This is a genomic window from Coleofasciculus sp. FACHB-1120 (assembly GCF_014698845.1).
Taxonomy (GTDB): Bacteria; Cyanobacteriota; Cyanobacteriia; order Cyanobacteriales; family FACHB-T130; genus FACHB-T130.
In genome coordinates this window covers 141,849-168,009 of the sequence record NZ_JACJTV010000002.1, presented here as the reverse complement: position 1 = coordinate 168,009, position 26,161 = coordinate 141,849, and the positions used below count along the sequence as shown (strand labels likewise).

The following is a 26,161-nucleotide window of genomic DNA, read 5'->3' as shown; positions in this document are numbered from 1 at the left end:
AAGCTGTTGATTAGAAATGCTACAAAAATGCTTGTTCTAATCAATGGCTTAGATACGCTTTTTCAACTTTTTTATATCCAAAATTTTCTACTTGCTTTTATCTCTATATCGTTTAATAAGGAGATAGCAATGATTAGCTCATCAAATAAAGGCGTTTTCTATCTTTGCATGCTCGGAAGCATAATAGTTACTTTTGCTTCTCCATCCCAAGCTAACCCCAGCCCTAATTTCACTCCGCCTAATTTCACCCCGCCTAATTTCACCCCGCCTAATTTCACCCCACCTAATTTCACTCCTCCTAGTGGCAGCGCCCCTGGTGTCAGTAGTAGTTCCAGTAGCTCTAGTTCATCCTCATCTTCAGGCGGTTCGGGTAGCAGTAGTAGTGCGACAGCAACCTCGCCCACAGGAACCAGTAGCAGTAGTCAGACAACATTCACTCCCGGAGCAACCTCCAGCAGTGCTAGCGCTACAGCAACTGCAACAACAACTGCTCCCCCTACCACTAGCGCCACAGCAACAGCACCCGCCGCCGTATCTCCGAATCCTGGCGCAACTGTAACTGCACCCGCACCTGCCGCCGTATTTACTAATCCTGGCGCAACTGTAACTGCACCCGTACCTGCCGCCGTATTTACTAATCCCGGTGCCGCACCCGCACCCGCCGTATTTACCAATCCCGGTGCTGCACCCACCAGTGTAAACACACCCGGTGCCGTATTTAGTAATTCTGCCGCCGCCGCCAGTGTAAACGCACCCGGTGCCGTATTTAGTAATTCTGCTAGTTCTGTAAGTGTGGGAACACCACCTGTAAGAACATTTTCATCGGCAACAACATCCATCAGCACCTTTTCCTTGCCATCGTCTCCCCCAAACAGCACCGACATTAGCGCTGGCAACAAACAAAATCGTGTTGAGGATAATCCAGATAGTAACAGCCAACAAATTCCTTCCAGAAGGATAGGATTACCCAGCCGCGTTTTTCCAGGTTTAGGTCTGAGGGCAGTTCCCATGAATTCCAACTAATATTAATGTTGGAATAGCACTTAACTTTTGAGCTGTGAAATAAATTTCCGGTTCATTAAGAGGATGTTTGAAAAGCAGTATGGGTATTTTCTAGGGCTTTCACATTCGGTAAACAAGCTATTGGAAACAGCGATAAACCATCGCTCGTAGGCGTGAGTCTTCCTCTAGGGTATGCGAAAGCCCCTACATCTTAATGGTGTTATAACTGACTTCGAGAGACATTCTCTAACACCAAGTTAAAAATACCTCGTCTTTAGGCACGGGGTGATTCAGTATTTCACAAGGTTTCTGCGATTTCATAGTTGTAGAGAAGTAGGAATGAGTAATAATGAGTTAATCACCACTGTGTTTGGATAAATAAAACTTAATATGAACGATTTTTCAGGGTCATCCGTTGAAGTGGATGAGATTGTTAGTTTCCTGAAAAAAGACATACAGTTAAAAGAAGTATGTCAGAAAATTTTATATCAAAAAATTATTACCCAAGCTGCTCAGGAAAGAAGTTTAACCGTCACGCCAGAGGAAATCCAGGCTGAGGCGAACAAGCTGCGTTACGCGAAGCGTTTGGAGAAGGCTGCGGATACGTTAGCATGGCTAGCCGAGCAGATGATCGCGTCGGAAGACTGGGAGGAAGGAATTCGCGATCGCCTGATTTCTAAAAAATTAGCAGAGAGTCTTTTTGCCAAAGAAGCGGAAAAGTTTTTTGCCCAAAATAAACTGAACTTTGACCAGATAATACTGTATCAAATGATTCTTCCGGATGAAAGGCTGGCTCAAGAACTCTTCTATCAAATTGAAGAACGGGAAATTAGCTTTTATGAGGCAGCCCACCTTTATGATAGTGATGAGCGGCGCAGATATCAATGCGGTTATGAAGGCAAACTTTACCGCTGGAGCTTCAAGCCAGATTTATCAGCGATTATCTTTAGTGCCAAACGAAAAGAGGTATTTGGCCCAATTTCCACCGAGCAAGGGTATCATCTGTTTATGGTTGAAGAGTTTAGCCCGGCTCAATTTACACCCCAAACTCATCAAGAAATTATGGATAGGATGTTTAAAGAGTGGCTAGCGAGCGAGTTAAACTATATGCTTCATAGCACCACAGATTGAAAAAGCTACTTTTTGGGGAAGTTTAAAAATTATTAGTCTATAAATAAACATCAAGTATGATCTACTCTAAAATTTTAATCCAAAGAATAGTTTCACCGGATGGAAAGAATGTAGCCTCAGCCAAGAGCATAGCGATCGCGTCTACCAATGGTGCTAGTACAATCAGTCAAAGCGTTACCGTTCAAGTTTCGCCTAGCAATTGTTGTAGTAGTAGCTCAACATCTAGCTCCACCTCTAAATAGGTGTCCCTCCCAGTACACTTCTCGCCATCTTGGTAGGGAAATGGCAATCAAAAAGTCGCTACAGATGTATGGTACCCAACCCTTGAATTGCTATATATGTTGAGTTGGTGCGTAAGTCCTGACATATCTTCTAACCATTAAGACAACCCCCGTTCTCTTAAAGAAAACAGGGGTTTAGAACTCGTAAGAATTTCTCTGACTTAAATCGAGTTATCGTTGCTGAGCCTTACCTCTCGATATTGATTCAGAAACTTGATTTCTGCCATACCCAACGCCTATCAAGCAGAAAAGAAGTAAAGCTAGGGTAGTGGAAGACTCAGGAGTTTGAACAACTGCTTTATTTGTTTTAACTTCTACTAAAGTTAAATAAGTTAAGCTGTCGAAAGTACGTTTATAGCTCCCCTCAACTTTTGCTTTAGCAACTTCTGTATTTCCTCCAAAAGAAGTTTCAAAAGACTTATTTCCTGGATTAACAGTTAAGTTACCACTGTGATTCAAGGTAAGAAAATCACCCGTACCTGGAGTTTTTAACTTTCCGGACAACGTAAAGAAGTCTAAGGGAATCCAGTTGTTCGTATTGGTAGTATTATACAACTGAAAAGATATCTCTCCATCAGAACTGGCACTTTCAATTTTGGGAGTGTCAATAGATGTTTCTAACTTTAAATTAGCTAAAAAATCAAAAGAAAACGTTTCCTTCTCTCCTACAAGGAAATCATAACCGATAATGCCAGCAATGCTTTGCGCCAAACCAAAGTAGCTTTTACCTGTGCCATTTGCTGTACTTAAAGATGAATTTTCGGCAAATGTCGGTAGATTTAAAGGATTGACTATAAAAGATGCGTTAGCGTTAGCGCTGGCAGTAACGTTACCACTGGTTGCAACTGTATACGTAAAAGTATCCGTGAAAGTCCTAACCCCTATAGGATTGTTGCTAAAGTTATCAAGTTTGAATGTTGCCTCAGATTTGGCTAGAGTAGCAGCCAAGCTAGGCGTAGCAAGGAATGCAGAACCAGCCATCAGAGGCATTGCAAACAGAAAGAAGCGGAGATTCGGACGTTGTTTGGTTATCATAAAAATCTTACTTTCCTAAATTCCTACAACTTTTGGAATGACAAATTTGACCCGCTTAAAATTGCAGATCGAAGCAATGAACGAACAAAGGAACAATTTTACCAAGACTGTTTTCAATAAGGATAAACAGTCTGTTTGCTAAATGGATGCCTCCATTTAACAAGTGTTTGGGTTACGCTGAAAAGACTGACGAAAAAAGTTTCTACTGCACTCTAGCCGAAAACACAGGTAGGAACTTTATACGTAAGTATCGTAATCCCAATTCTCTAAATTTAATGTGAAGCTCCAGTAAATATACTGAAATAATCTTTAAAGATTTGATGAAGTAGGAATGGTCATCGGATGCTAGAAAAAATGAAAAAATTGCCGTTTTATGTATTTGTTCTACAAGGAGTGTTGTTAGCGATAGAGCTACAGGTAAGAGCGGTTGCGCTGCTACCCCTGAAAGCGGAGGAAAGGTTAAGCGATCGCCAACAGATGCGATCGCTTGAAGCTGCTGTTACTAAGAAGCTGCTTTCAGGAAGCCAGAAGTTAGACCGTTCTACTAATACAATGCAACCGATTTCCCCAACTTCTCTGGATAAGGGGAAATCAAATACATTGCCTCAAACAAGTGAATGGGTTTCAGCGCCAGAAATTCCTGCTTCTGTCACGTCTCCGCATTCTTACGTATGGGTCATCAAAGACAGCCAAAATCAGCCAGAGCAACTGCCTTTTGCTTGGATAGTCAAAGATGTCAAGAAACAGTATGGGGAGGGCAGTACGGTGCCGCTACAACCGATACTGGGATTGCTGAAAGATATCAACCAGGCAGCGCCTCTTCAGATGGCTGACGCGGGTAAAGTCACTAAAAAGTCTGGGTTTGATGAACTCGTTAAAAATACGGAGAAGGTGGAAGGGTTGTTTACCCTCTACCGCAACAAGAAGACGGGCAAAATTTATCTAGAAATCAAGCCAGAACAGCTCAATAAAAACTTCCTCGGCACCGTGACGATGGAATCGGGGATTGGAGAACGCGGGATTTATAGCGGAGTTCCCCTAAATGATTTTTTGTTTTATTTTCGTCGAGTGAACGACAACTTACACTTTGTGGTTCGCAATGTTAACTTTCGCACGCGCTCTGGGGAGCCGCAAGAGCGATCGCTCAACCGGGCGTTTAGCGACTCTGTCCTCTACTCGCTGGACATCAAAGCGACTCATCCGCAACGCAAAACTCTGCTTATCGATATGGGGGAGTTACTCCTCACCGATTTGCCTGGGTTAACTTCGATGTTAAAAACGTTTTTAGATACTTCCTACCGCCTCGACAGCAACAAGTCGTATTTCGACACCGCCAAAGCCTTCCCCCGCAATATTGAAATTTCCTCAGTTTATGGTTTCTCATCGACGAGTAGCGAGGACGCAAATTTAGCGACTTTGCCCGATAGCAGGGCACTCAGCCTCAAAGTACATTACAGTTTATCCCAGCTACCGGAAAACAACGGCTATATTCCGCGTCTCGCTGACGACCGGATTGGCTACTTTATCACCGCCTACAAAGACTTCTCCAACGACAACCGCAGAGAACCCTTTGTTCGTTATATTCATCGCTGGCACCTGGAAAAGCAAGATCCGAAAGCATCTCTGTCACCACCCAAGAAACCGATTGTCTTCTGGATTGAGAATTCTGTTCCGGTTGAGTACCGCGACGCCATCCGCGAAGGCGTTCTGATGTGGAATAAAGCTTTTGAGAAGGCAGGATTTAAGGACGCGATTGAAGTGCGACAAATGCCGGACAATGCCACCTGGAGTCCCGCAGATGTCCGCTACAACACGATTCGCTGGATCAATTCTTTGGATGGATATTCTGCTAGAGGACCATCGCGTGTCAATCCGCTGACTGGCGAAATCTTAGACGCCGACATCATTGTAGATGCCAACATGGTGCAATCGATTAGGCAGCGATATCGCACCCTTGTCGAGTCAAGCCAGTCGTCGGGAACCGGGCTATTTTCCCAAATTGCGGGGAATCCCAATCTCTGCAACGGATTGGAGAGAGAGGGAGAGAGAAATTCTCAATCATCTACCCCCGATTTTTCGCAACTCCTGCAAGACCACGATCTCTGCTATGGCATGGAAGCGGCTACTCAATCAGCGATGGGCGCGATCGCATTATCGCTGGTTCACAATGTCTTGCCTAGCAGCAACGAAATGAAAGAATTTGTGCATCAGTATATCCGCCACCTGATTTCCCACGAAATTGGACATACTTTAGGGTTGCGGCACAACTTCCACGGTAGCACGCTGCTAAAACCGGAAGAATTGAACAACACCGACATCACGCGCATCAAAGGAATGGCGAGTTCGGTGATGGACTACGTTCCCGTCAACTTGGCACCCCAAGGCGTGAAGCAAGGAGACTATTATCCAGCCGTTGTTGGCCCTTACGACAAATGGGCGATTGAGTACGGTTATAAACCGAGTGGGGCAATGAATTTTGTGGGTGAAAAGCGATTTTTAGAGCAAATTGCCTCCAAATCACCCCAGCCAGAATACGCCTATGCGACGGATGAAGACATCTTGGATCTCGATCCGGGTGCCAGTCTTTGGGATTTGAGTGGCGATGTGTTGCGCTACTCGCAGTGGCAGATGGACAACGCCCGGATGATGTGGGGGCGTTTGGATAAGCGTTACCCGTTGCGGGGCGATAGCTATGAAGAAATGCGCGTGTTGTTTAACACGATACTAAGTTACTACTTCAGTAACGCTAATTTGATGAGTCAATACATTGGTGGACAGTCATTTAGCCGCAATCACGCCGGAGATCCTAACGGGCGTTTGCCGTTTGAACCCGTACCGCTAGAAAAACAGCGCGATGCATTGACAAAGCTAGGAAAATATGTTTTTGCAGCAGACGCTTTTGATTTTCCGCCGGAATTACTCAATCAGTTAGCACCGTCGCGCTGGAGACACTGGGGAAATCCGATCCCGATTTTCCGACTGGATTATCCAATTCATGAAAACCTGCTGTTGCAGCAACGTCGCGTATTGCGATCGCTTCTATCCGCAGATCGCCTCAATCGTCTGCGCGACATTGAACTGAAAACGAAACCAGGAGAAGCGCTGACGCTACCGGAACTCTTTGACACCTTGCAAAATAGCATTTGGACAGAGGTGCAGCAATCCGATCGCAAACCCGCGAATATTTCCAGCCTCCGCCGTTCCTTGCAACGCGAACATCTGGAAATAATGCTAGGAATGGTGTTGCGGACTGAATCGGTACCGGAAGATGCCCGAACCCTAGCATGGTACGAACTGCAACAACTGCGGAAATCGCTGGATAGTGCATCGAAGCAGAAGAACCTCGACACCTACACCAAAGCGCACCTTCTGGAAACACGCGATCGCATTAACAAAGCCTTAAACGCCCAGTTGGAATCGAAGTGAATCCACCATCAACAATAAATGGTGCAACTTGAAAGGGTTGGAGGAGAGGTTAAATCTAGGGGAAACAGCCATCCGCCACTAAATATAAACTTTTTTGGTTTTTTGGCTGGCGCATAGTATTTTTAGACTCCAAAGCGGGAATCTTAAACAGGGAGCCGCTGATGCATTCAACGATGGCGTTGCAAACGACGTTCAACTTTAGCGTGCAATATAGCTCTCTAGGTTTTATTAAAGAGACCAAGGATTTATGTGCTGTCTTCAGTCCCGCTTAGATGGTGTTTATAAAGCACCAACCCCATCATTTTTTTAACTTGAATCACTAATCGTCAATCAGTTTAAAGACAAAATGAAAAAATCGCCATTCTATGTGTGTTGTCTTCTGGGATTATTATTCGCAAATGTTTCTTCAGTTAAAGCAGCTATTACGAACGCCCAGAAGCCAGTCGGACATACTCAGGTTTTAGCTAAAGATACAAATATAGAAAATTCAAATTTTCAATCCTTTGAGGAAACGGTTAAAAATACTCAAAAATTGGAAGGATTGTTTACCCTCTATCGAAATAAACAAACCGGCACCATATATCTAGAAATTAAACCAGAACAACTCAATAAAAATTACCTTGCCACCATTACCTTAGAATCGGGAATTGGCGAACGCGGTCTTTATAGCGGAATGCCGCTGCAAGATATGCTTTTCTATTTTCGCCGGGTCAACAACAATTTGCATTTCGCTGTCCGCAACGTGAACTTCCGCACCAGTCCCGGCACTCCAGAAAAGCGATCGCTAGAACGAGGCTTTTCTGACTCCGTTCTCAGTTCCCTGAAAATTATCAGCATTCATCCGCAACGTCAAACCATTCTCGTCGATCTGGGGAACCTGCTACTCAGCGATTTACCGGGATTAAGTTCGTATTTAAAAACTGCTTTAGAGGCTCCCTACCAGCTAGAAGAAGACAAAACCTACTTCGGTGCTGCCAAAGCTTTCCCCCTAAACATGGAGATTGAGTCGATTTACGGCTTTTCCAACCCTAGTGGAGAGGACGGGGTTTACTTGCCGACGCTGCCTGACAGCCGCGCCCTTTCGCTAAAGGTACATTACAGCCTCTCCCAGCTACCGGAAAACAACGGCTATATTCCGCGTCTTGCCGACGAACGGATTGGCTACTTCACCACGGTTTACAAGGATTTTTCTAGTAAGAGTGGTAAAGATCCGTTTGTGCGCTACATCCAGCGCTGGAATCTAGAAAAGCAAGATCCCGCAGCTTCCCTATCGCCACCCAAAAAGCCAATTGTCTTCTGGATTGAAAATACTGTCCCGGTTGAGCACCGGGACGCCATCCGCGAGGGCGTTTTAATGTGGAACGCCGCGTTTGAGAAGGCGGGATTCAAGGATGCGATCGAAGTGCAGCAGATGCCAGAAAATGCGACTTGGGACCCGGCTGATGTGCGCTACAACACGATTCGCTGGTTCAATTCTTTGGATGCCGCGTTTGCCTTAGGGCCGTCTCGCGTCAACCCGTTGACTGGGGAAATTTTGGATGCTGACATTATCGTGGACGCTGACTTTGTGAATTCGTTCAAGCAGGAATATCGCCACCTGATCGAACCAAACCAGAAAGGGAACAGCAGTATTTGTAACCGTGGCTTCTTGCCTTCTCACTCGTCTAAACAAGGTGCAGCGCGTGGTGGTGCCAACAGACAGGTCAAACCTTCGTTATTAGAACATGATGGTCACAACCATCGGTGCGAAGGAATGCAATTTGCCAATCAAATGGCAGTTGGGTCGCTGTCGCTGTCACTATTGCAGAATGTCAGTCCCAGAAGCGATCGCATGAAAGAGTACATTCATCAATTTGTGCGATTGCTCATTGCTCACGAAGTCGGACACACTCTAGGCTTAAGACACAACTTCCGTGGCAGTACCCTCCTCACCCCAGAGGAATTAAATAATACCGACATCACCCGCGCTAAGGGAATGGTGAGTTCCGTCATGGACTATCTGCCACCCAACTTGGCACCCCAAGGCGTCAAGCAAGGAGATTACTATACCAGCAAGGTGGGTGCTTATGACGAGTGGGCGATTGAGTATGGTTACAAACCCAGTGGCGGGGTAATTCCCATCGCCGAACAGCGGTTTCTGGATGAGATTGCCAAGAAATCTAGTCAGCCGGAATTAGCTTATGCCTCCGATGAGGACAGCTTTGACCTCGATCCTACCGTGAACCAATATGACATGAGTCTCGATCCGCTAGGCTACGCGCGATCGCAACTGGATATCGACCGTCAGCTATGGGATCGCCTTAACAAAGGGTATCCCGGCACCGGCGAAAGTTACAGCGAAGTCAGCGATCGCTTTAACACCGCGTTCATGCACTATTTGCAAAACGTGTTCTTGATTACTAAGTATATTGGCGGACAATCGTTCTACCGCGATCGCCCCGGAAACCGCAACGGACGCTTACCTTTTGAACCTGTGCCAGTCGCCAAGCAGCGCGAAGCACTAGCAGCATTGCAAAAGTATGTTTTTGCTGAAGACGCTTTTAATTTCCCGCCGGATCTACTCAATAAGTTAGCCCCCTCGCGCTGGATGGATTGGAGTAATAATATTGCAATTAATCGCCTTGATTTTCCGGTTCACGACAGCATCTTCTTCCCGCAAAGCATTGTTTTGAGAGAAGTGCTATCGGGCGATCGCCTCAACCGTCTGCGCGACTTGGAACTGAAAAGTCAGCCAAATCAAGCACTGACGCTACCCGAACTATTTAATACCTTGCACAGTGACATTTGGAGTGAGTTGCAGCCAGCAGATAGCAAGTCGGTGAAGATATCCAGCTTTCGACGGGCTTTGCAGCGAGAACACTTGCAGATACTAATCGGCATGGTGTTGCGGACTGAGGACGTGCCCGAAGACGCCCGAACGCTTGCCTGGTCAAAATTGCGCCAATTGCGTGAAGACATCAACGGCAGCCTCAGACACCGGAGTGGGAACTTAGATGAATACACCAAAGCCCACCTGCAAGAAACACGCGATCGCATCTCTAAAGCCTTAGATGCTCAGATGCAATCAAACTAGAAGATTGGTAATGGGTAATTGGTAATCAGGAGGCATTCGGTGGGAAGACCTGACTTTGAGGAGTTGCAAGTTTACAAATTAGCTGAGAAGCTGGCAAATGAAATTTGGCAAATTGTCAAGGACTGGGACTACTTTTGTAAGGACACGATGGGGAAGCAAATTGTGCGTGCGGCAGATAGCATAGGAGCCAATATTGCAGAAGGTCGGGGTCGTCATAACTTCCAAGACAATGGACGTTTTGTCAAATGAATCTAGACTTTTACAACTTAAATGCTCTAAAAATAGAACTAGAAGAGCTTCCTCCCACTCACCGAATAGCGTTTGCAGCTTCTATTTGCGAAAGATTGCTCCCAAATTACAACATTTTTGCCGAACAGGAAGCTTCAGGAAACCCGGCTGCGCTAAGGCTTTCGCTAGACGAAGTTTGGCAAATCCTACAGGGAAAGCCAGCAGATGCTGAAAGAATTAGCCAATTGCTAAAAGATACTGATGCGGCGGGTCCTGATGCTGATAATGTTACGAAATCGCAATATTGTTACGAAGCACAGGAGGCGTGTTCGGCGATTTATTTCCTCTTAGAAGCCTGTATTGAACCTACATCACAGCGCGTTATAAAGGTGGTGGGGCGCGTTAGGGATACGATTGATGCATTTATCACTTGCGAAGAGGAGACTATCAATCCTAGTTGGAGTGAAAAACCACTAGAAGAAAACAAAATGGAAATCGCCAGTCACCCCTTCGCAGTTCGAGAGATGGCGAAACAAGGCGAAGACTTGCAGCGATTAAAGGAAGTCGAATCCCTAGAGGAAGGCTTCCTAGAATGGCTTCGCACATCTTCTTACAACAACGGCACGAGCTTAATCGGCTTATCATGAAAAAACCAACGATCGTTGCCACAGGTACAAAAACTCAGTTTCAGGAAGCCGAATGCCTTGAACTCTCAAACCTTGATTGGTTTCGCCATCAACTTGTCATTTGGGCTTCACAAAACCTGCGCGACTTTCCCTGGCGAGGCACAAGCGACCCCTACGCCATTTTTATCGCTGAATTCTTGCTGCAAAAAACGGGAGCCTCAACAGCAACTCCCGTTTACGAAGCCTTTATCTCCCGCTATCCTACCTTAGCAGCTCTGGCCGCAACACCTACGGAGCAAGTTGCTGTCGCTTTACAACCTTTAGGCTTGCACTTTCGAGCCGAAAGACTTTGCCAGTCAATGCAAATCATCCTCGAACAACACGACGGCAAAATCCCCCACACGGAATCTGAATTGCTTCAACTTCCTGGAGTTGGCTTGTATACAGCACGTTCTATTTGCGCCCATGCTTTCTCCCAACCAAAAGCGGTACTCGATACCAACGTTGTCCGCATATTGGAACGTTTTTTCGGCTTGCAGGGCAACCGAGTCAAATCGCGGTGCAAGCTGCTTTGGAAAGCCGCAGAACGAGTTGCCCCCGATCGAGATGTGGGAAAATGGAACTTAACGCTGTTGGACTTCGGGGCGATAGTTTGCACCGCTAAAAAACCGAACTGCGACAATTGTCCGCTGCACGATCGCTGCCATTACCTAAACTTAACTCGCCAGCAAAAACTGACATCCCCATGAAACCAACCCCGCAATTTGAAGAACTGGCGATCGCCCAACTTTGAAAGCAATGAAGGTTTATTAATAAGCTGCTACGCAGCTTGATTTTATAATATAAAAATAATTAACCAAGCTATTGTCAGCCACGTATGCCAGCCAAAAATCATCTTTCTCAAGAACAGAGAAAACGCCTACTTAAAACGTTAAAAGGTAAGGATTCAGGTATTTGAACGCCAGCCACACAGCCACTCTCAGGCTTAGCTTAATCGTATGTAAAGAACTTGATTTGCAATAATGCACGAAAAAGCGGGCTTTTCCAGATTCTTACTGAGAAGATAAATTTGCAGCTAATCAGGGGTAACGCCTATGAATCAAAGGTTTCAGCAATTATGGTATGACCTGAATCCTTACTCATCTTCTAACAAGTGAAGAGGTAAGCAGACTCAAACCAATTATTGACGAACTCTCACCAAAGCTCAACGCTTACCTAAACTCCATTGGTAAGGGATAACTGGTAATCGGTAAAGGGTAATGGGTAATGGGTAATGGGAAGACAAATTACCCATTACCCCTACCTAAGAGAATGTCTGAGAAGTGTCAAAAGTTGGTTTGCTCCCCCCTAGCCCCCCTTAAAAAGAGGGAAAATTCGGCTCAAAGTCCCCCTTTATAAGGGGGCTTTAGGGGGATCTCCACCGTCTAAGCGTCTCGATCATGGCTTTTCAAACATCCTCTTAACTCCATTGGTAATCGGTAATGAGTAATGGCAAGACCAATTACCAATTACCCCTTCCCCGCCGGAATCGTAATATCCACCGTCGTAACATTAGGCGTGAGACTGGTTAGAGGTGGCTGAATCGCAGCAGCATTTCCGACCACTAGCGTGACAATGTTATTTGACTGGAGATATTTTTCGGCAACCCGTTGAATATCCTCAATCGTGGTTGCTTCCACCTCGCGCTGATAACGGAAGATAAAATCCTTCGGGTAGCCGTAATATTCATATCGCATCAACCGCGACAGAGTTTGGCTAGGATCTTGGAACTTAAAAACAAAAGAATTGAGTTCCGATTCCTTGGCGTAGGAAAGTTCTGCTGGCGTCACCGAAGTTGTGCGAATGCGCTCGATTTCCGATAAAACGCCCTTAATGAAGGGTACAGTCGCATCTGAACGAGTCTGTCCCCCAGCAAGGAATACGCCTGGGTAGTCATATTGAGCGCCCCAATAACCGTACACCGTGTAAGCGAGACCTTGGCGCGATCGCACTTCGTTAAACAAGCGTCCGCCAAAACCGTTTAACACTCCATTTAATACTGACAGAGCCGCAAAATCAGGACTGTTCAATTGACCGCCCAGATGACCCATGACAATATTACTCTGGGTTAGCTGCGGCTGATTTACCAAAAACACGCCTCCCCGCTTTGCCTGTTCCGCCCCTGGTATTGGTGGAGTTTGCGCTGTGCCTTTTGGCTTCCAGTTCCCAAACTTTTCCTGGATCATCTGACGCATCGCCTTACTGTCAAAATCCCCCACGATGCCCAAAATCATATTCTGAGGATGAAAATATTTCTGGTAGAAACCAATTAAGTCCTCGCGGGAAATGTTGTCTAACGTTGCGTATTCTACGGTGCGAGCATAGGGGCTATTGTTGCCGTAGACTAATTTCTCAAATTCGCGGGAAGCAATGCCACCTGGGTCGTCATTCCGACGCGCAATTTCACCGCGCTGTTGCGTCTTGGCTAAATCTAGCTTTTCCTGTGCAAAAATCGGCTCTTGGATTACCTCAGCAAACAAACTAAATACGTCCTTCAAGTCTTCAGAGAGAGTCGTAAAGTCAGCACTACCCGCAGTGCTAACAATACTGCTCTCTACCGAAGCGGCGCGTTGTTCCAACAATTGGTTTAGTTCATCGCTGGAGTGCTTCGCAGTTCCGCCAGTCCGAAGAACCTCCCCAACCAAGGTAGCCAAACCCACCTCGTTTTCTGGTTCCAGACGAGCGCCCGTGCGAATCATCGCCGTACCACTTACGAGGGGAAGTTCGCGATCTTCCATCAGATACACAATCATGCCGTTGTCCATCTGATAGCGCGTGTACGGGGGTACCTGAACTTCCGGTAACGGTGGAAACTTCAACTCCGTATAATGCCGCGCTGTATCCGCTACCGCTGGCATCAAAAATGTCAAAAGTATCAAGGAGAAAGTCAAAAGAAACAGAAAATAATTTTTCCTTTGTTTTCCTTTGCCCTTCTTCAGCAAATTCTGCCTAAACCACTGCATACTCATTCCTCTTCCTTCTTCCTCTTCCTTCGCGCTCTTTGCGTCTTCGCGGTTCATCCCTCTTTAGGCAGAATTCGCCCAATTGTCCGGTTTTGTGGCTGGAAAGTTTCTTTCGCCACTCGTTGAATCTCTGCGGGTGTCACGGTAGCGATCGCATCTAGTTGCTTAAACAGGTTCCGCCACGATCCGGTTTTCACTTCATAGTCCACCAGCGACATCGCCATGCCCATATTGGAATCGAGCGATCGCAATAAATCAGCTCTTGCCTGTGTCTTCACCCGATCCAAATCTATCGCCGCTACGGGTTCCGTCTTCAGCCGCTCAATTTCCTTGCTCAAAGACGCCGCCACTTCATCCACTGTATGACCAGGAGCTGTCAGCGCATAGAACAGCATCAAATTCGGATACTTATCTCCCGGAAACCCACTAAAACCTTCCGCATTCAGAGCCACTTGCTGCTCTTCTACTAAAGACTTGTAGAGGCGAGAAGTCCGACCATCGCTCAACAATCGACCGATCAGTTCATAAATCGCATGATCCGGATGATTCATCGCTGGGCGGTGATAGCCTTCCAGATACCAAGGTTGGGATTGCAGCCGCAAGGTGACATCCTGCGCTTCCGTTTGCTTGGGTTCCGTCGGTAATTGCTCCTCCGTCGCAGGTCTCGCTTTGTAACGTCCAAAATAAACTTGAGCCAGCCGTTTCACTTCCGTTGGGTTAACATCCCCAACGACCGCAATGGTTAACTTGCTGGGGACGTAGTGCGTGTCAAAAAACTCCTGCACATTTTCGCGGGTAAGATTGCGGATGTCCTGGTCGTAGCCAATTACTGGACGCTTATAGGGATGCACTTTGAAAGCCGCATCGAGAAAAGCCTCAATCATTTGACCGATGGGCGAGTTATCGGTTCGCAACCGTCGCTCTTCCAGGATGACTTCTTTCTCTTTATAAAATTCCCGGAACACCGGATCTAAAAACCGCTCCGACTCCAGCGACATCCACAGCTCTAACTTGTTAGAAGGAAAGCTGTAGAAATAGACTGTGGAATCTGTAGAGGTTGCTGCGTTTAGACCGACGCCTCCCGCTTGTTCGACAATCTGACCCAGTTCATTTTGCTTGACATATTTCGCTGCTTCGGCTTCAACTTTGTTAAATTCTGCCTGCAACGCTGTCACTTCTGCCGATTTCTTTGCCGCTTTGGCTGCCTGAATTTGTTCGGCTAACTGGTCCAAGCGGTCTAAAAGCGGCTTTTCTGCCTTGTAGTCCTGCGTACCAATGCGCGTGGTTCCCTTAAAAGCTAAATGCTCTAGAAAGTGAGCAACGCCTGTTTGACCATTGGGTTCGTTGGCACCCCCCACATCGGCATAGGTGTAAAAAGACACGACCGGCGCTTGGTGCCGTTCCAATACAATAAACTTCAGACCATTCTCTAAGCGAAACTCAGTCACCCGCTGAATCACCCGGTCTAAATAGGGCTGAATCGATTGGGTTGTGGCAGGTTTCACCTCCGCCTTTTCAAGCGTCTGGGTACGAGCTAACGCCACATTGGGCTGCATACCCCACCCCAGCAGCAACGCCAGCAGAAAAGCCAGAAGGCTTCGCCACTGACGCTGTCTTGACGGTTGAGGGCTGGGGTTCAAACTTTCCCGTAACAGTTCTGCTGTCGTTGGGATTGACACACACAGGAATCGACAAAACTGACTCATACAATACTAAAGATTAAGCAGCGCTAATTCCAAGATATTGACTCTAACGTGGATTGTGTGGTGTTAACAATCTGTGAAGGTTTGGGTGATTGATTACTCGCCTATAGCACAATTGCATTAGGGTGTTAGTGGTAATCCATCCATTTATTTCTTAATATGGGAATTTTTAACCGGAAAACAGTAGGAACAACTAAGCAAGTTGCTCATACAGAAGACGATACCCACACCCGAATTTTACAGGCAGCACAGCGATTATTTGCCCGCCAGGGATATGAGGGGACAACGACCCGCGATCTTGCTGCGACAGCGGGGGTTGCAGAAGGAACGTTGTTTCGTCATTTTCCGAACAAAAAGGCGATCTTGATTGAGGTGGCAACGCAAGGCTGGGTAGAAATTCTCACGGATTTGTTAACGGAATTGAGCGAAATGGGCAGCTATAAAGCTGTGGCTCAGGTGATGCATCGGCGGATGATGAATCTACGTGAAAATGCGGATATGCTGCGGGTTTGTTTTACGGAAGCGCAGTTTCATCCAGAGTTGCGCGATCGCATCCAAGCTGAAGTAATTGTCAAAATGACAGATGTGGCAGAAGCTTTCTTTCAAACTGCAATGGATAGGGGCACCTATCGCCACATGAATCCGAGAATTGTCGCCCAAGTTTTCTTAGGGATGTTCACAATCGCAGGTTTTAGCCACGACACGCTATTAGGAGAAAATGCTTCCCCGAAAGCAATGCAAGAAATGGCAGAAGGGTTAGCTGATATTTTCTTAAACGGTGTGTTAGCGAAATAAAGCAATTAAGATTAGCTCCGGCAATTAGAAGTTGCATTAATCCGAGCATTTAAAATTTGCATTAGCTCTGGCATTTAAAAATCGCGCCTACACAGACACAACCCGCCTTCGCAGGTTTAAAACAACGCCCCAGCGATTTCCCGTTCGCCCAGTGTCTTAAACTGATGCAAGTGCGCGAAATCGCTAAACCAACAATGAACGCTGAAGAACTTCTAGAAAGATACGCCAAAGGCGAACGAAACTTCTATTCGGCAAATCTGAGAGGGGTAGACCTCAAAGGTGCAGACCTTAGTGAAATAAACCTAAACCAGACAAATTTGAATGGAGCCGACTTGAGTGATGCAACTCTGACCAAGGCGAATCTGAGTAGTGCAAGCCTGAGTAGGGTATCCCTGACAGGTGCAAACTTAAAAGGTGTGCAGGGAAATTCACTGAATCTAAGTTGGGCAGATCTCAGCGGTGCTGACTTGAGTGGTGCTGACTTAAATAACGCAAATCTTACAGGGGCAGATTTGGCTGGAGCAAACTTAACTCAGGCAAACCTAACTAATGTAAACTTGCAAAATGCAAATCTCCAGGGAGCTAAACTCCGGGGAGTAAGTCTGGATAAAGTCGATTTGTCAGGCTTGAATCTCGCTGATGCAGATTTAGCTGGAGTATATCTGGGAGAGGCAAAGCTGAGGAAAACCTGTTTGCGAGGAGCAAATCTAGAGAGAGCAACACTCCAAAAAGCAGATTTGATAAAGACTAACCTAGATGGAGCCAACTTGAAGAAGGCAATCTTAACTGATGCCAACATCTATGGAGTGAACATCCAGAATGCAGACTTTAGCGATGCGATAATGCCCGATGGAGAACGCTACAAGCCTGAAGCCTCCGATTCACAACCCTGCAAACAAGAAGCATCGTTACCAACACAAAGATCAATGACACGCAAAGTAATTCGTACAGAGAACGCACCAGCACCAGTCGGGCCGTATAATCAAGCGATCGCTGCCAGCGGTCAGATGATCTTCGTTGCCGGTCAAATTGCCATCGATCCCAGAATCGGTGATATTGTCTACACCGACGATGTAGCCAAGCAAACCGAACAGGTAATGGCTCATCTTGAAGCGATTCTCTCTGCTGCTGGGGCTAAGTTTGAAAATGTGGTCAAAACCACCGTTTTTCTCAAAGATATGAATGATTTTGCTGCGGTTAACGCAGTTTATGGTAAGTATTTTGACGCAGAGACAGCCCCCGCCCGTGCCTGCGTACAAGTATCCCGCCTACCCAAAGATGTGCTGGTAGAAATTGACTGCATTGCGGTAATTTAAGACTTCCGACACGAAGAGCAATGGGAGTATCCCGTATTTGCAAATCGCCCACATGGAAGTCTGGGGCTAGACAAACAAAGCCTACCGACCCAGGCTGAATTGAGTCCGCGCAGGCGGACTTGGTTTGTATAGCCGCGATTTCCAATCGCCAGGTCTTTTTGCTTATGATAATAGTTATCATTATTAAAATAATCTCGACATTCTGAGAACCTGCCATGTCATCGCAGACACTGCGCCGCATGGTGTGAATCTATGTCTGCATCGCTCAATTAACACCGAAAGAGTAATGAACAATCTTACAGCACCCAAACAAAACCTGATTCCGGATATTCCTAAACGGGGAATGCCAGTCACGATCGTTACAGGCTTTCTAGGTAGTGGTAAAACAACGCTGCTCAACCATATTTTGCATAATTGCCAAGATTTAAAAGTAGCAGTTTTAGTTAATGAATTTGGCGATATTAATATCGATAGCCAGCTATTGATTTCCGTCGATCAAAACATGATCGAACTCACAAATGGCTGTATATGTTGCACAATCAACGATGGATTGCTCGATGCAGTTTATCGGGTGCTGGAACGGAGCGATCGCATCGATTATTTAATTGTCGAAACAACCGGAATTGCCGATCCATTACCCATTGCGTTGACTTTCATTAGTACAGATTTGCGCGAGCTAACTCGGCTCGATTCTATCTTGACTTTGGTAGATGTGGAGACATTTACACCAGAGCATTTTGAAAGTGATGCCGCCCTCAATCAGATTTCTTACGGTGACATCATTCTGCTAAACAAAACCGATTTGGTTCCAGAAGCGCAAGTCAAGGAGTTGGAAGACTACATTCGCGCCATGAAAGTAGGCGCAAGAGTTTTGCGAACCTCCTACGGACAAGTTCCTCTGCCACTAATTTTAGATGTGGGATTTTCCCAAGCGGAATCTTATCCAGCTAAAGAGGAATCTAGCCATGATCACCATCATCATCACCATCACGATCATCACAATCATTCCCACCACTTAGAAAATGATGGTTTCATGTCATTTTCTTTTCAAAGCGATCGCCCTCTCCTTTTAGAGAAATTTCAACAATTTTTAACCGAACAACTTCCCGAAGACGTTTTTCGCGCCAAAGGTTTACTCTGGTTTAAGGAGAGTAGTTTACGCCACATCTTTCAACTGTGCGGTAAACGGGTTGAGATGAAAACTGACAAGTGGATTTCTCAAAAGAGCAATCAACTGGTATTTATTGGGCGTAACTTGAATGAAGCCCAAATTCAACAGCAGTTAAAAGATTGCCTTGAGTAAATAAAATAGGGATTGTGTCTTATGGCAACTTCAACGATTTCTGCACCTAATCCTGTCGGAATTGGCGGAACTGTTCAGGAATATCTCTGGGCTTGGGAAGGGCAAGAATTACCCATCGTTTATGAAACTCTAGGCAAAGGATCTCCCATATTACTTCTGCCAGCTTTCAGCACTGCTTCTACACGCGCGGAAATGCGTGGACTGGCAGAGTTATTATCATCTCAGTTTCAAGTCGTCGCTCTCGATTGGCCTGGATTTGGGCGATCGCCTCGTCTACCCTTGAACTACCAACCCGCCCTATATCACCAATTTCTGCAAGATTTTGTCAAAAACGTTTTTGATACTCCAGTCGCCATCATTGCTGCTGGACACGCTGCTGGTTATGCGATGCAACTAGCGCAACAACAACCGCCCATTTTGTCGCGGATTGTTTTAGCGGCTCCCACTTGGCGCGGGCCATTTCCGACGATGATGGGTAAACAGCAAGGGTGGTTTGGAACGCTGAGAAATGTAGTGCGATCGCCCATTTTAGGACAAGTCCTTTACAAGCTAAACACCACGGAATCCTTCATTAGCTTGATGTATCGTCGCCATGTCTACGTTGAACCTGACTCGTTGAGTCCCTCCCGACTCGAACAAAAGTTGCAGACAGCACATCAACCAGGAGCGCGTTTTGCTCCCGCCGCCTTCGTCACCGGAGGTTTAGATCCGGTTAATCATAGAGACGATTTTCTCGCCTGGTTTCAGCCTTTACCGTTACCCGTGATGGTGGTAATTGGCGAACAAGCACCGCCGAAATCAAAAGCAGAAATGGAAGCAATGGCTAACGTCCCAGGAGTGCAGACAGTCCGGCTTCCCGGTTCGTTGGGATTACATGAAGAGTACGCAGATGCGGTAGGCGCTGCTATCTTGCCATTCTTGATGGATAGTTGAGCGCGATCGCATTGACTCAGCTTCCTACAGATAGAGCGATCGCCAATTTAGTGAGGAGTTAGAACCTTAGAGCGATCGCACCTACTTCTTCCTCAAATTGCTCCCAAAGTCAACAATCCTGACGGCAAATCCACCACTAATCGCCGGGTTTTTAGCGGGACTTGAACAAAGTTCAAGTCCCGCTAAGAGCAACACCGCTTTGCGCCCTCACCCTTCTTCTGGGTTGCTGCTCACAATGTAATAATGATTATCATTATTATAAAACCAGAGGAATCCATCATGGTACAAGCGCCGACAAACACCATTCCCGTCACCGTTCTCACCGGATACCTGGGCGCGGGGAAGACAACACTTTTAAATCGCATCCTGACTCACGAACACGGGCTGAAGGTGGCGGTGATAGTCAACGAGTTCGGGGAAGTGGGGATTGATAACCAACTGATTGTCAATACCGATGAAGAAATCTTTGAGATGAACAACGGCTGCATCTGCTGTACCGTGCGTGGCGACTTGATTCGGATTATCAGCAACTTGATGAAGCGGCGGAATAAGTTTGACCATTTGGTGATTGAAACCACCGGACTCGCCGATCCTGCGCCTGTGATTCAGACATTTTTTGTGGATGAGGATATGCGCGATCGCGTAAAGTTAGACGCTGTAGTGACCGTTGTAGATGCTCTCCACATCTGGAATCACTGGGAGGCGGAGGAAGCGCAGGAACAGATTGCCTTTGCCGATGTGATTTTGCTTAACAAAACTGACTTGGTGACACCAGAACAACTTGATGAGCTTGAAAAGCGGATTCGCTCAATGAATGCGATCGCAAAAATTTACCGCACCCGCAACTCCGAGTTAGAGATGGATGCGCTCTTAGGAGTAGGAGCATTTGACTTAAATCGGGCGTTGAAAATTGACCCAGAATTCTTAAATGAAGATGCCCACGAACACGATGAAACAGTGTATTCAATCGCTTTGGTGGAAGCGAAACCACTTAATTTTGAAAAGCTCAACAATTGGATCGGTTCCCTATTGCAAACTCAGGGTCAAGATATCTTTCGGATGAAAGGTATTCTCAATATTGCAGGCGAAGACCGCCGTTATGTATTCCAAGGCGTACATATGCTATTTGAGGGAAACCCTGACCGCGCCTGGAAGCCCGACGAAGAACGCAAAAATGAACTCGTTTTCATCGGTCGCAATCTCAACGAATCCCAACTAAAAGAGGATTTTCAAGGATGCCTAGCGTAAAAGAACCGCTGCTTAAATTGGCGAAGCAAGGAACCCTCTCCGATTACGTGACAGTTGTTGCTTGGTCGCCCGATGGCACAATAGCAGCAAGTTCCGCCGCCGGAGAAGTGATGCTTTTGCAAAGTGAGGAAACCACCCTCTTACAATCAGCTAACGGTTATTCTGTAGACTGTTTAGCTTTTTCTAAAGATGGGCAATTTTTAGCAGCAGGCGGACAAGATGGAGGGGTGAATATTTGGCAATTAAATACCGGGGAATTAATTGCCAGTTTGAAGAATGCACCCAATTGGGTTGACCAGATGGCTTGGAGTCCCAGCAGTAATTTGTTAGCTTTCAGTTTGGGGCGCTTCGTACAAGTTTGGGATGCCGATCAACGCGAAATTGCCGCAACTCTAGATTTTGCCGAATCTTCCGTTTTAAATATTAATTGGCATCCAAACGGTCAGGGGTTAACAGTTGGCGGCTATCAAGGGGTGAAAATTTGGAATCCCCAAGATTGGGACGACGATCCTTATATGATGTCGGTTGATTCTGCTAGTTTAGCGATCGCTTGGTCGCCTGATGGCAAATACCTCGCCTCTGGCAATCTAGATCGCACCATCACCGTCTTAGAGTGGAACAATCCCCATCCTTGGGTGATGCGAGGGTTTCCCGGTAAAATTCGCCACCTAGCTTGGTCGCAAGCACTCGCAAAAACAGGTGCGCCCCTCTTAGCCAGCGCCAGCGCTGAATGTATTGTAGTCTGGGAAAAGCACCCAGATGTCTCTCGCGCTTGGAAAGGTCGAGTGCTAGAAAGGCACACAGAAGTCGTGCAAGCCATTACTTTTCAACCAGACACTTTCCTCCTAGCTTCAGCATCGGAAGATGGCTGCGTGTGTCTGTGGCACAAAGCCAAAAGCCTAGCGCAACACCTGAAAGGCGCACCTGACGGCTTTTCCTGCCTTGCATGGCATCCCCAAGGACATCAACTCGCCGCCGGGGGGAACAACGGCGAAATACTAATTTGGTCGCCAAGCCAACGTGGTCAAGGATTTGGTCGCCGTTGAGCGAAACTTAGCTAACTGTTTATTGGCTATAATGCCATCAAAAACTGTCAGCTTTTAAATTATGAACAAAACTGCTCTGGCAATGCTAGCCTCCCCTGTAATTTTGGCATCAATGTTACTGTTAGCTAATGCAGCACAAGCCGCTGAAGCTTCAAATGCCATGCTGTCTGCACCATCTGCACAAGTTGTTGTAGCGGATCAACAAGTTTCCGCATCTGTACAACCGAGTAATCCAATCAAAGACCACATGAGTTGCAGCTGCGCTGCTTGCACAAAGGCTTTGAGTCAAATGCAAGGTCAGTTTACCCTTTAGTCAGGATGCAGAGGCGGCGATGCGCTAACCCCCATCACCGCCTCAACTGTTTCATTTGTCGCAAAATCTTTGTCGAACGATTAGCTGTTCCCGCCTGAGTCAAAATTCCTTGGGAAGGACTAAACAGCAAGGCTAGTAAAAACAATCCAGAGACAACTAACACGATTGCTGGCCCAGATGGGACATTCAAGTAATAGCTAATATACAAACCGCTGACACTAGCAATTACGGCAATTATTGCACCTAATCCCATCATTAGGTGCAATTCTTTTACTAATAAATAGGCAGTAATCCCAGGGCCAATTAACAGCGAAACGACTAAGACAACTCCTACCGCTTGCATACTAGCAATAATAGTGAGAGTAATCGCTGCCATCAATCCAAAGTGAATGAAATTACCTGGCAATCCGATAGCCTGAGCGCCTAACGGATCGAAAGTATAAAACAAAAGTTCTTTATAAAAAAGCTTGACCAACAATAAGACAATAATAGTAATAATGAAAGTTCTCAGAGCATCTGCACTGGTTACGCCTAAAATATCTCCGAATAGAAAACTATTCAAATCCAATTTACTTCTCAAAAGAGTAATCAGAGTAACGCCCAAGGCAAAGAAACCCGAATAAACCAACCCCAATGCGGCATCAATCTTCACTCGTGATTGAGACTGAATCCAGGCAACCACAAAAGTGCTGATAGTACCTGAAATAAAAGCACCAACGAGAATATCAACGCCCAAAAAGAATGCGATCGCTAGTCCCGGCAAAACCGAATGAGCGATCGCATCCCCCAATAATGCCATGCGTTGGACAATCAAATAACTGCCCACCACAGAGCAAAGAACGCCTACCATAACCGCAGTCGCGATCGCCAGACGCATAAACTCAAAACTCAATGGTTCAAGTAGCCAGTTAGCCATTAGTTATTAGCCATTGGTTATTAATAAGTAAATTAAAACTATGTTCAAGTAGCAAACCAATTCAAATTGTAGCCATAAGCCTCTTGAATATTAGCAGTAGTAAAGACTTCGTGACGCGAACCAGTCGCAATTAACTGTTTATTCAATAATAAAAAATTATCATATTGACTCAAGCTTTCACCCAAATCGTGACTAATCACCAGAAGAGTTTTCCCAACCGCCTTCAGTTCCGCGAAGATATCAAAAATAACTTCTTCCGTCTTCTTATCAATCCCGACAAATGGCTCATCAAAAAAGAATAACTCAGCTTCCTGTGCAAGACTTCGTGCCAAAAATACCCGTTGCTGCTGTCCTCCCGACAACTCCCCTATCTGCCTTTTTCGCAAATCCAGCATCCCCACTCGCCGTAACGCCGCCTCCACAACTTCCTCCGATTGACAAGTGGGTTGGCGAAACCAACCTGTATGACGAGTCCGCGCCATCATCACCACATTCCAAGCCGTAATCGGATAATCCCAGTCTATTTGCGATCGCTGCGGCACATACGCCACCTGCTGCAACTGCTGTTTTAGAGAACGGGCACGAAACTTCACCACCCCGCTCCTTGCCGGAATCAAGCCCAGAATCGCCTTAAGCATCGTACTCTTACCCGCTCCATTCGGTCCAATCACTCCCACCAGTTGCCCTGCTTCCAAACGAAAACTGACATTTTCTAACGCGCAAACTCCCCGGTAGTTGACAGCTAAATGCTGAACCTCTAACATGACCTGCTATAAGTGATAATGATTATCATTATTAAAACATCAATTCCCTAGGAATGTTACAGAACATGAAATTAAACTTGGAAATTCTCGGAGTAGCGATCGCCTTTGGGCTACTAGGGTGTAATTCAGCACCAGTTGACTCAATTAACACACCGACAAATCCCAACACGAATCAGCCTCAAGTCGTAGCAACCACCGATATTTTGTGTGACTTAACACAAGAAATTGCCCAAAACACGATCGATCTCACTTGCTTAATTAATCCTGGCACCGATCCGCACCTGTATCAAGCGAAACCCGAAGATCGCCAAGCCATTGAGAAAGCCAAACTGATTTTCTACGCAGGCTATGATTTTGAACCAGGTTTAATTAAATTAATCCAGGCAACTAAAAATCCAGCTTCTAAAATTGCCGTGAATGAAGTTGCAGTTCCCAACCCAGAACCATTTGAAGAAGATGGCAAAACCGTTCCTGATCCTCACGTTTGGCACGATGCAAAAAATGGCATCCGGATTGTGGAAACCATACGCAGCAACTTGGAAAAATTAACCCCCAGCAATGCGGCACTTTATAACAGTAACGCCGAAAAATTAACAAGTGAACTCCGGCAGGTAGATACTTGGATTAAAATTCAAGTTGCCACAATTCCCCCGACTCAACGCAAATTAGTTACAACTCATGATGCCCTGGGTTACTATGTCAAAGCTTATGGCTTGTCGTTTGAAGGGGCTTTGGGTGGACTGAGTACCGAAGAAAAACCCGCCGCCGCACGAGTGAAAGCACTCGTTAAAGACATCAAAAATGTTGGTGTTCCCACAATTTTTGCAGAAACGACGACAAACCCCAGACTGATTGAAGCGGTAGCTAAAGAGGCGAATGTCAAAGTTTCAGATAGAGAACTGTTTGCAGATAGTCTCGGTGCATCAGGAACGGAAGGCGAGAATTACCAAGGAGTATTGATAGCTAATACGCGCACCCTTGTCGAAGGATTGGGAGGTAAGTATACTCCTTTAAAGGCGAAAACTTCTAGCCAACCTTAATAATATGGGCAATTTTTACCTTACTTAAGGTAGAGCTTCAAGCTAAAAATTCATCTAGCGCAAAACTAAATCCTGGGAGTACCAATTGTGTACTTACCACATCACCACTGTTAAACCCTAATGTCTGATTTTGAGTAATTAATAATACCCGACGACAGCGATCGCCATAGTCATCTACTCGCTTTGGTCAGGTACTAATATTATGACAGGCTGCACATAGCAGATACCCCCAACTTCCACTCTAAAGAAGCTGGGGGTATGTATTATCTATAAATTACGAAACATTATTAACGAACCCGAACTGTTTCCCATTCCAACAGAGGTGCAATTAGCTCTTCAGATATCGTCTCATCTGGAAAATGCTTATCTATAATTTCAGGGATTTCTGTAGCGCGAATCCGACTGTAACGAGTTTTGTCTGGCATAACGATATTTGGCCCTGCTTTGCAACGCTTCATGCAGCCAGTCCCCTTAATCGTAACCTGGTCGTCCAAGCCGCGATCGCGCAAACCTTCTTCCAAAGCCTGACAAACTTTATTAGCCCCCAGCTTGCAACAATCTGACTTTTTACACACCAAAATTGTCGCTTTGACGCCGGAAGGGAGCGGTAATTTTTTAGCAGGTGGAGGCGTTTCTTGAATTGCCTCTACTTGTCCAACTTCCTGAAATGCAACTTCCTGCAATTGGCTGGGAGGAACACCGGGTTGAACCAGATAAGCTTTTTGTTTAACTTCTCCGCTTTTTAACTTGAGCTTGGTTTCGCCAAAGACCTCAACCCAAGTACCGGGTGTCACTGCTGAGCGAAACAGAGAAATCCGAGCTTCTTTGGCAAGCTTGATCTGACATTCACCCTCGGAAGTTGCGAGTCTCAAAGATTTGATTTTATAGCCATCTTCCATGACAAAACCGAGTAACCATCCCTCAAGGCGGAATTCTGAGATGTTTTGTTTAAACTTACTCATGCTTTTTTAAAACCTCTT

At 46.0% G+C, this 26,161-nt stretch carries 21 protein-coding genes and 1 pseudogene; 14 read left to right on the top strand and 8 right to left on the bottom strand.

Annotated features, from left to right (window positions below):
- Positions 1 to 158: 158 nt before the first annotated feature.
- Entirely contained in the window at positions 159 to 404 is a 246-nt protein-coding gene (locus tag H6H02_RS02920; protein ID WP_190814504.1) for a hypothetical protein, read from the bottom strand.
- A gap of 18 nt (positions 405 to 422) precedes the next feature.
- Positions 423 to 1,010 carry a hypothetical protein gene (locus H6H02_RS02915; RefSeq protein ID WP_190814502.1) on the bottom strand — a complete coding sequence of 196 codons (588 nt, stop codon included), beginning with the start codon at positions 1,008 to 1,010 and terminating at the stop codon, positions 423 to 425.
- Between the two features lie 382 nt (positions 1,011 to 1,392).
- Here H6H02_RS02915 and H6H02_RS02910 point away from each other — a divergent pair, with 382 nt between their 5' ends.
- Positions 1,393 to 2,133, top strand: a complete 741-nt coding sequence (locus H6H02_RS02910; protein ID WP_190814500.1) for a peptidylprolyl isomerase — start codon at positions 1,393 to 1,395, stop codon at positions 2,131 to 2,133.
- Positions 2,134 to 2,585: 452 nt separating this feature from the next.
- Here the strand turns inward: H6H02_RS02910 and H6H02_RS02905 are convergent, their stop codons facing one another.
- Positions 2,586 to 3,395: a PEP-CTERM sorting domain-containing protein gene (locus H6H02_RS02905; RefSeq protein WP_190814497.1), complete on the bottom strand. Its 810-nt coding sequence runs from the start codon at positions 3,393 to 3,395 to the stop codon at positions 2,586 to 2,588.
- A 396-nt stretch (positions 3,396 to 3,791) separates the two neighbouring features.
- Between H6H02_RS02905 and H6H02_RS02900 the strand changes: the two genes are divergently transcribed.
- The 5 genes and pseudogenes from H6H02_RS02900 (at position 3,792) to H6H02_RS02880 (ending at position 11,551) form a co-directional block, all read left to right on the top strand.
- Positions 3,792 to 6,875: a zinc-dependent metalloprotease gene (locus tag H6H02_RS02900; RefSeq protein ID WP_242040536.1), complete on the top strand. Its 3,084-nt coding sequence runs from the start codon at positions 3,792 to 3,794 to the stop codon at positions 6,873 to 6,875.
- Positions 6,876 to 7,221: 346 nt separating this feature from the next.
- On the top strand, positions 7,222 to 9,948 hold the full coding sequence (locus H6H02_RS02895; RefSeq protein ID WP_190814495.1) for a zinc-dependent metalloprotease: 2,727 nt from the start codon (positions 7,222 to 7,224) through the stop codon (positions 9,946 to 9,948).
- 39 nt (positions 9,949 to 9,987) lie between these two features.
- Positions 9,988 to 10,194: pseudogene (locus H6H02_RS02890) on the top strand (four helix bundle protein); the annotation flags it as partial.
- Positions 10,194 to 10,823 carry a DUF416 family protein gene (locus H6H02_RS02885; RefSeq protein WP_190814491.1) on the top strand — a complete coding sequence of 210 codons (630 nt, stop codon included), beginning with the start codon at positions 10,194 to 10,196 and terminating at the stop codon, positions 10,821 to 10,823. The pseudogene H6H02_RS02890 and the gene H6H02_RS02885, both read left to right, overlap by 1 nt.
- Positions 10,820 to 11,551 carry an A/G-specific adenine glycosylase gene (locus H6H02_RS02880; protein WP_190814490.1) on the top strand — a complete coding sequence of 244 codons (732 nt, stop codon included), beginning with the start codon at positions 10,820 to 10,822 and terminating at the stop codon, positions 11,549 to 11,551. The genes H6H02_RS02885 and H6H02_RS02880 overlap by 4 nt, the downstream gene beginning before the upstream one ends.
- 759 nt (positions 11,552 to 12,310) lie before the next feature.
- On the opposite strand, the gene H6H02_RS02875 is transcribed toward H6H02_RS02880, so the two are convergent.
- Together H6H02_RS02875 and H6H02_RS02870 are read right to left on the bottom strand one after the other, a co-directional pair.
- Positions 12,311 to 13,699: a pitrilysin family protein gene (locus tag H6H02_RS02875; protein ID WP_242040549.1), complete on the bottom strand. Its 1,389-nt coding sequence runs from the start codon at positions 13,697 to 13,699 to the stop codon at positions 12,311 to 12,313.
- A 158-nt stretch (positions 13,700 to 13,857) separates the two neighbouring features.
- Positions 13,858 to 15,510, bottom strand: coding sequence for a pitrilysin family protein (locus H6H02_RS02870; RefSeq protein ID WP_190814488.1), 1,653 nt, complete (start codon positions 15,508 to 15,510; stop codon positions 13,858 to 13,860).
- Positions 15,511 to 15,666: 156 nt separating this feature from the next.
- Here H6H02_RS02870 and H6H02_RS02865 point away from each other — a divergent pair, with 156 nt between their 5' ends.
- From H6H02_RS02865 to H6H02_RS02835, 7 genes are all read left to right on the top strand, one after another.
- The gene (locus H6H02_RS02865; protein ID WP_190814486.1) at positions 15,667 to 16,302 is read left to right on the top strand and encodes a TetR/AcrR family transcriptional regulator; all 636 of its coding nucleotides are present in this window, start codon (positions 15,667 to 15,669) and stop codon (positions 16,300 to 16,302) included.
- A 194-nt stretch (positions 16,303 to 16,496) separates the two neighbouring features.
- Positions 16,497 to 17,618, top strand: coding sequence for a Rid family detoxifying hydrolase (locus H6H02_RS02860; protein WP_190814484.1), 1,122 nt, complete (start codon positions 16,497 to 16,499; stop codon positions 17,616 to 17,618).
- 286 nt (positions 17,619 to 17,904) lie between these two features.
- A complete protein-coding gene (locus tag H6H02_RS02855) occupies positions 17,905 to 18,921 on the top strand; it encodes a GTP-binding protein (protein ID WP_190814483.1) in 1,017 nt (338 codons plus the stop codon).
- Positions 18,922 to 18,942: 21 nt separating this feature from the next.
- Entirely contained in the window at positions 18,943 to 19,854 is a 912-nt protein-coding gene (locus H6H02_RS02850; RefSeq protein WP_190814481.1) for an alpha/beta hydrolase, read from the top strand.
- A gap of 279 nt (positions 19,855 to 20,133) precedes the next feature.
- A complete protein-coding gene (locus tag H6H02_RS02845) occupies positions 20,134 to 21,102 on the top strand; it encodes a GTP-binding protein (protein WP_190814479.1) in 969 nt (322 codons plus the stop codon).
- Complete coding sequence (locus tag H6H02_RS02840) at positions 21,090 to 22,148, top strand: WD40 repeat domain-containing protein (protein WP_190814477.1); 1,059 nt, start codon at positions 21,090 to 21,092, stop codon at positions 22,146 to 22,148. Before H6H02_RS02845 ends, H6H02_RS02840 begins: the two co-directional genes overlap by 13 nt.
- 61 nt (positions 22,149 to 22,209) lie before the next feature.
- Positions 22,210 to 22,461: a hypothetical protein gene (locus H6H02_RS02835; protein ID WP_190458963.1), complete on the top strand. Its 252-nt coding sequence runs from the start codon at positions 22,210 to 22,212 to the stop codon at positions 22,459 to 22,461.
- 34 nt (positions 22,462 to 22,495) lie between these two features.
- Here H6H02_RS02835 and H6H02_RS02830 read toward each other — a convergent pair whose 3' ends face one another.
- Both H6H02_RS02830 and H6H02_RS02825 read right to left on the bottom strand, forming a co-directional pair.
- Positions 22,496 to 23,377, bottom strand: a complete 882-nt coding sequence (locus H6H02_RS02830; protein WP_190814475.1) for a metal ABC transporter permease — start codon at positions 23,375 to 23,377, stop codon at positions 22,496 to 22,498.
- Between the two features lie 44 nt (positions 23,378 to 23,421).
- Positions 23,422 to 24,141, bottom strand: a complete 720-nt coding sequence (locus H6H02_RS02825) for a metal ABC transporter ATP-binding protein (RefSeq protein ID WP_190814473.1) — start codon at positions 24,139 to 24,141, stop codon at positions 23,422 to 23,424.
- 65 nt (positions 24,142 to 24,206) lie between these two features.
- Here H6H02_RS02825 and H6H02_RS02820 point away from each other — a divergent pair, with 65 nt between their 5' ends.
- Positions 24,207 to 25,181, top strand: a complete 975-nt coding sequence (locus H6H02_RS02820; protein ID WP_242040535.1) for a zinc ABC transporter substrate-binding protein — start codon at positions 24,207 to 24,209, stop codon at positions 25,179 to 25,181.
- Between the two features lie 287 nt (positions 25,182 to 25,468).
- Here the strand turns inward: H6H02_RS02820 and H6H02_RS02815 are convergent, their stop codons facing one another.
- Complete coding sequence (locus tag H6H02_RS02815) at positions 25,469 to 26,143, bottom strand: (2Fe-2S) ferredoxin domain-containing protein (protein WP_190814469.1); 675 nt, start codon at positions 26,141 to 26,143, stop codon at positions 25,469 to 25,471.
- Between the last annotated feature and the right edge of the window lie 18 nt (positions 26,144 to 26,161).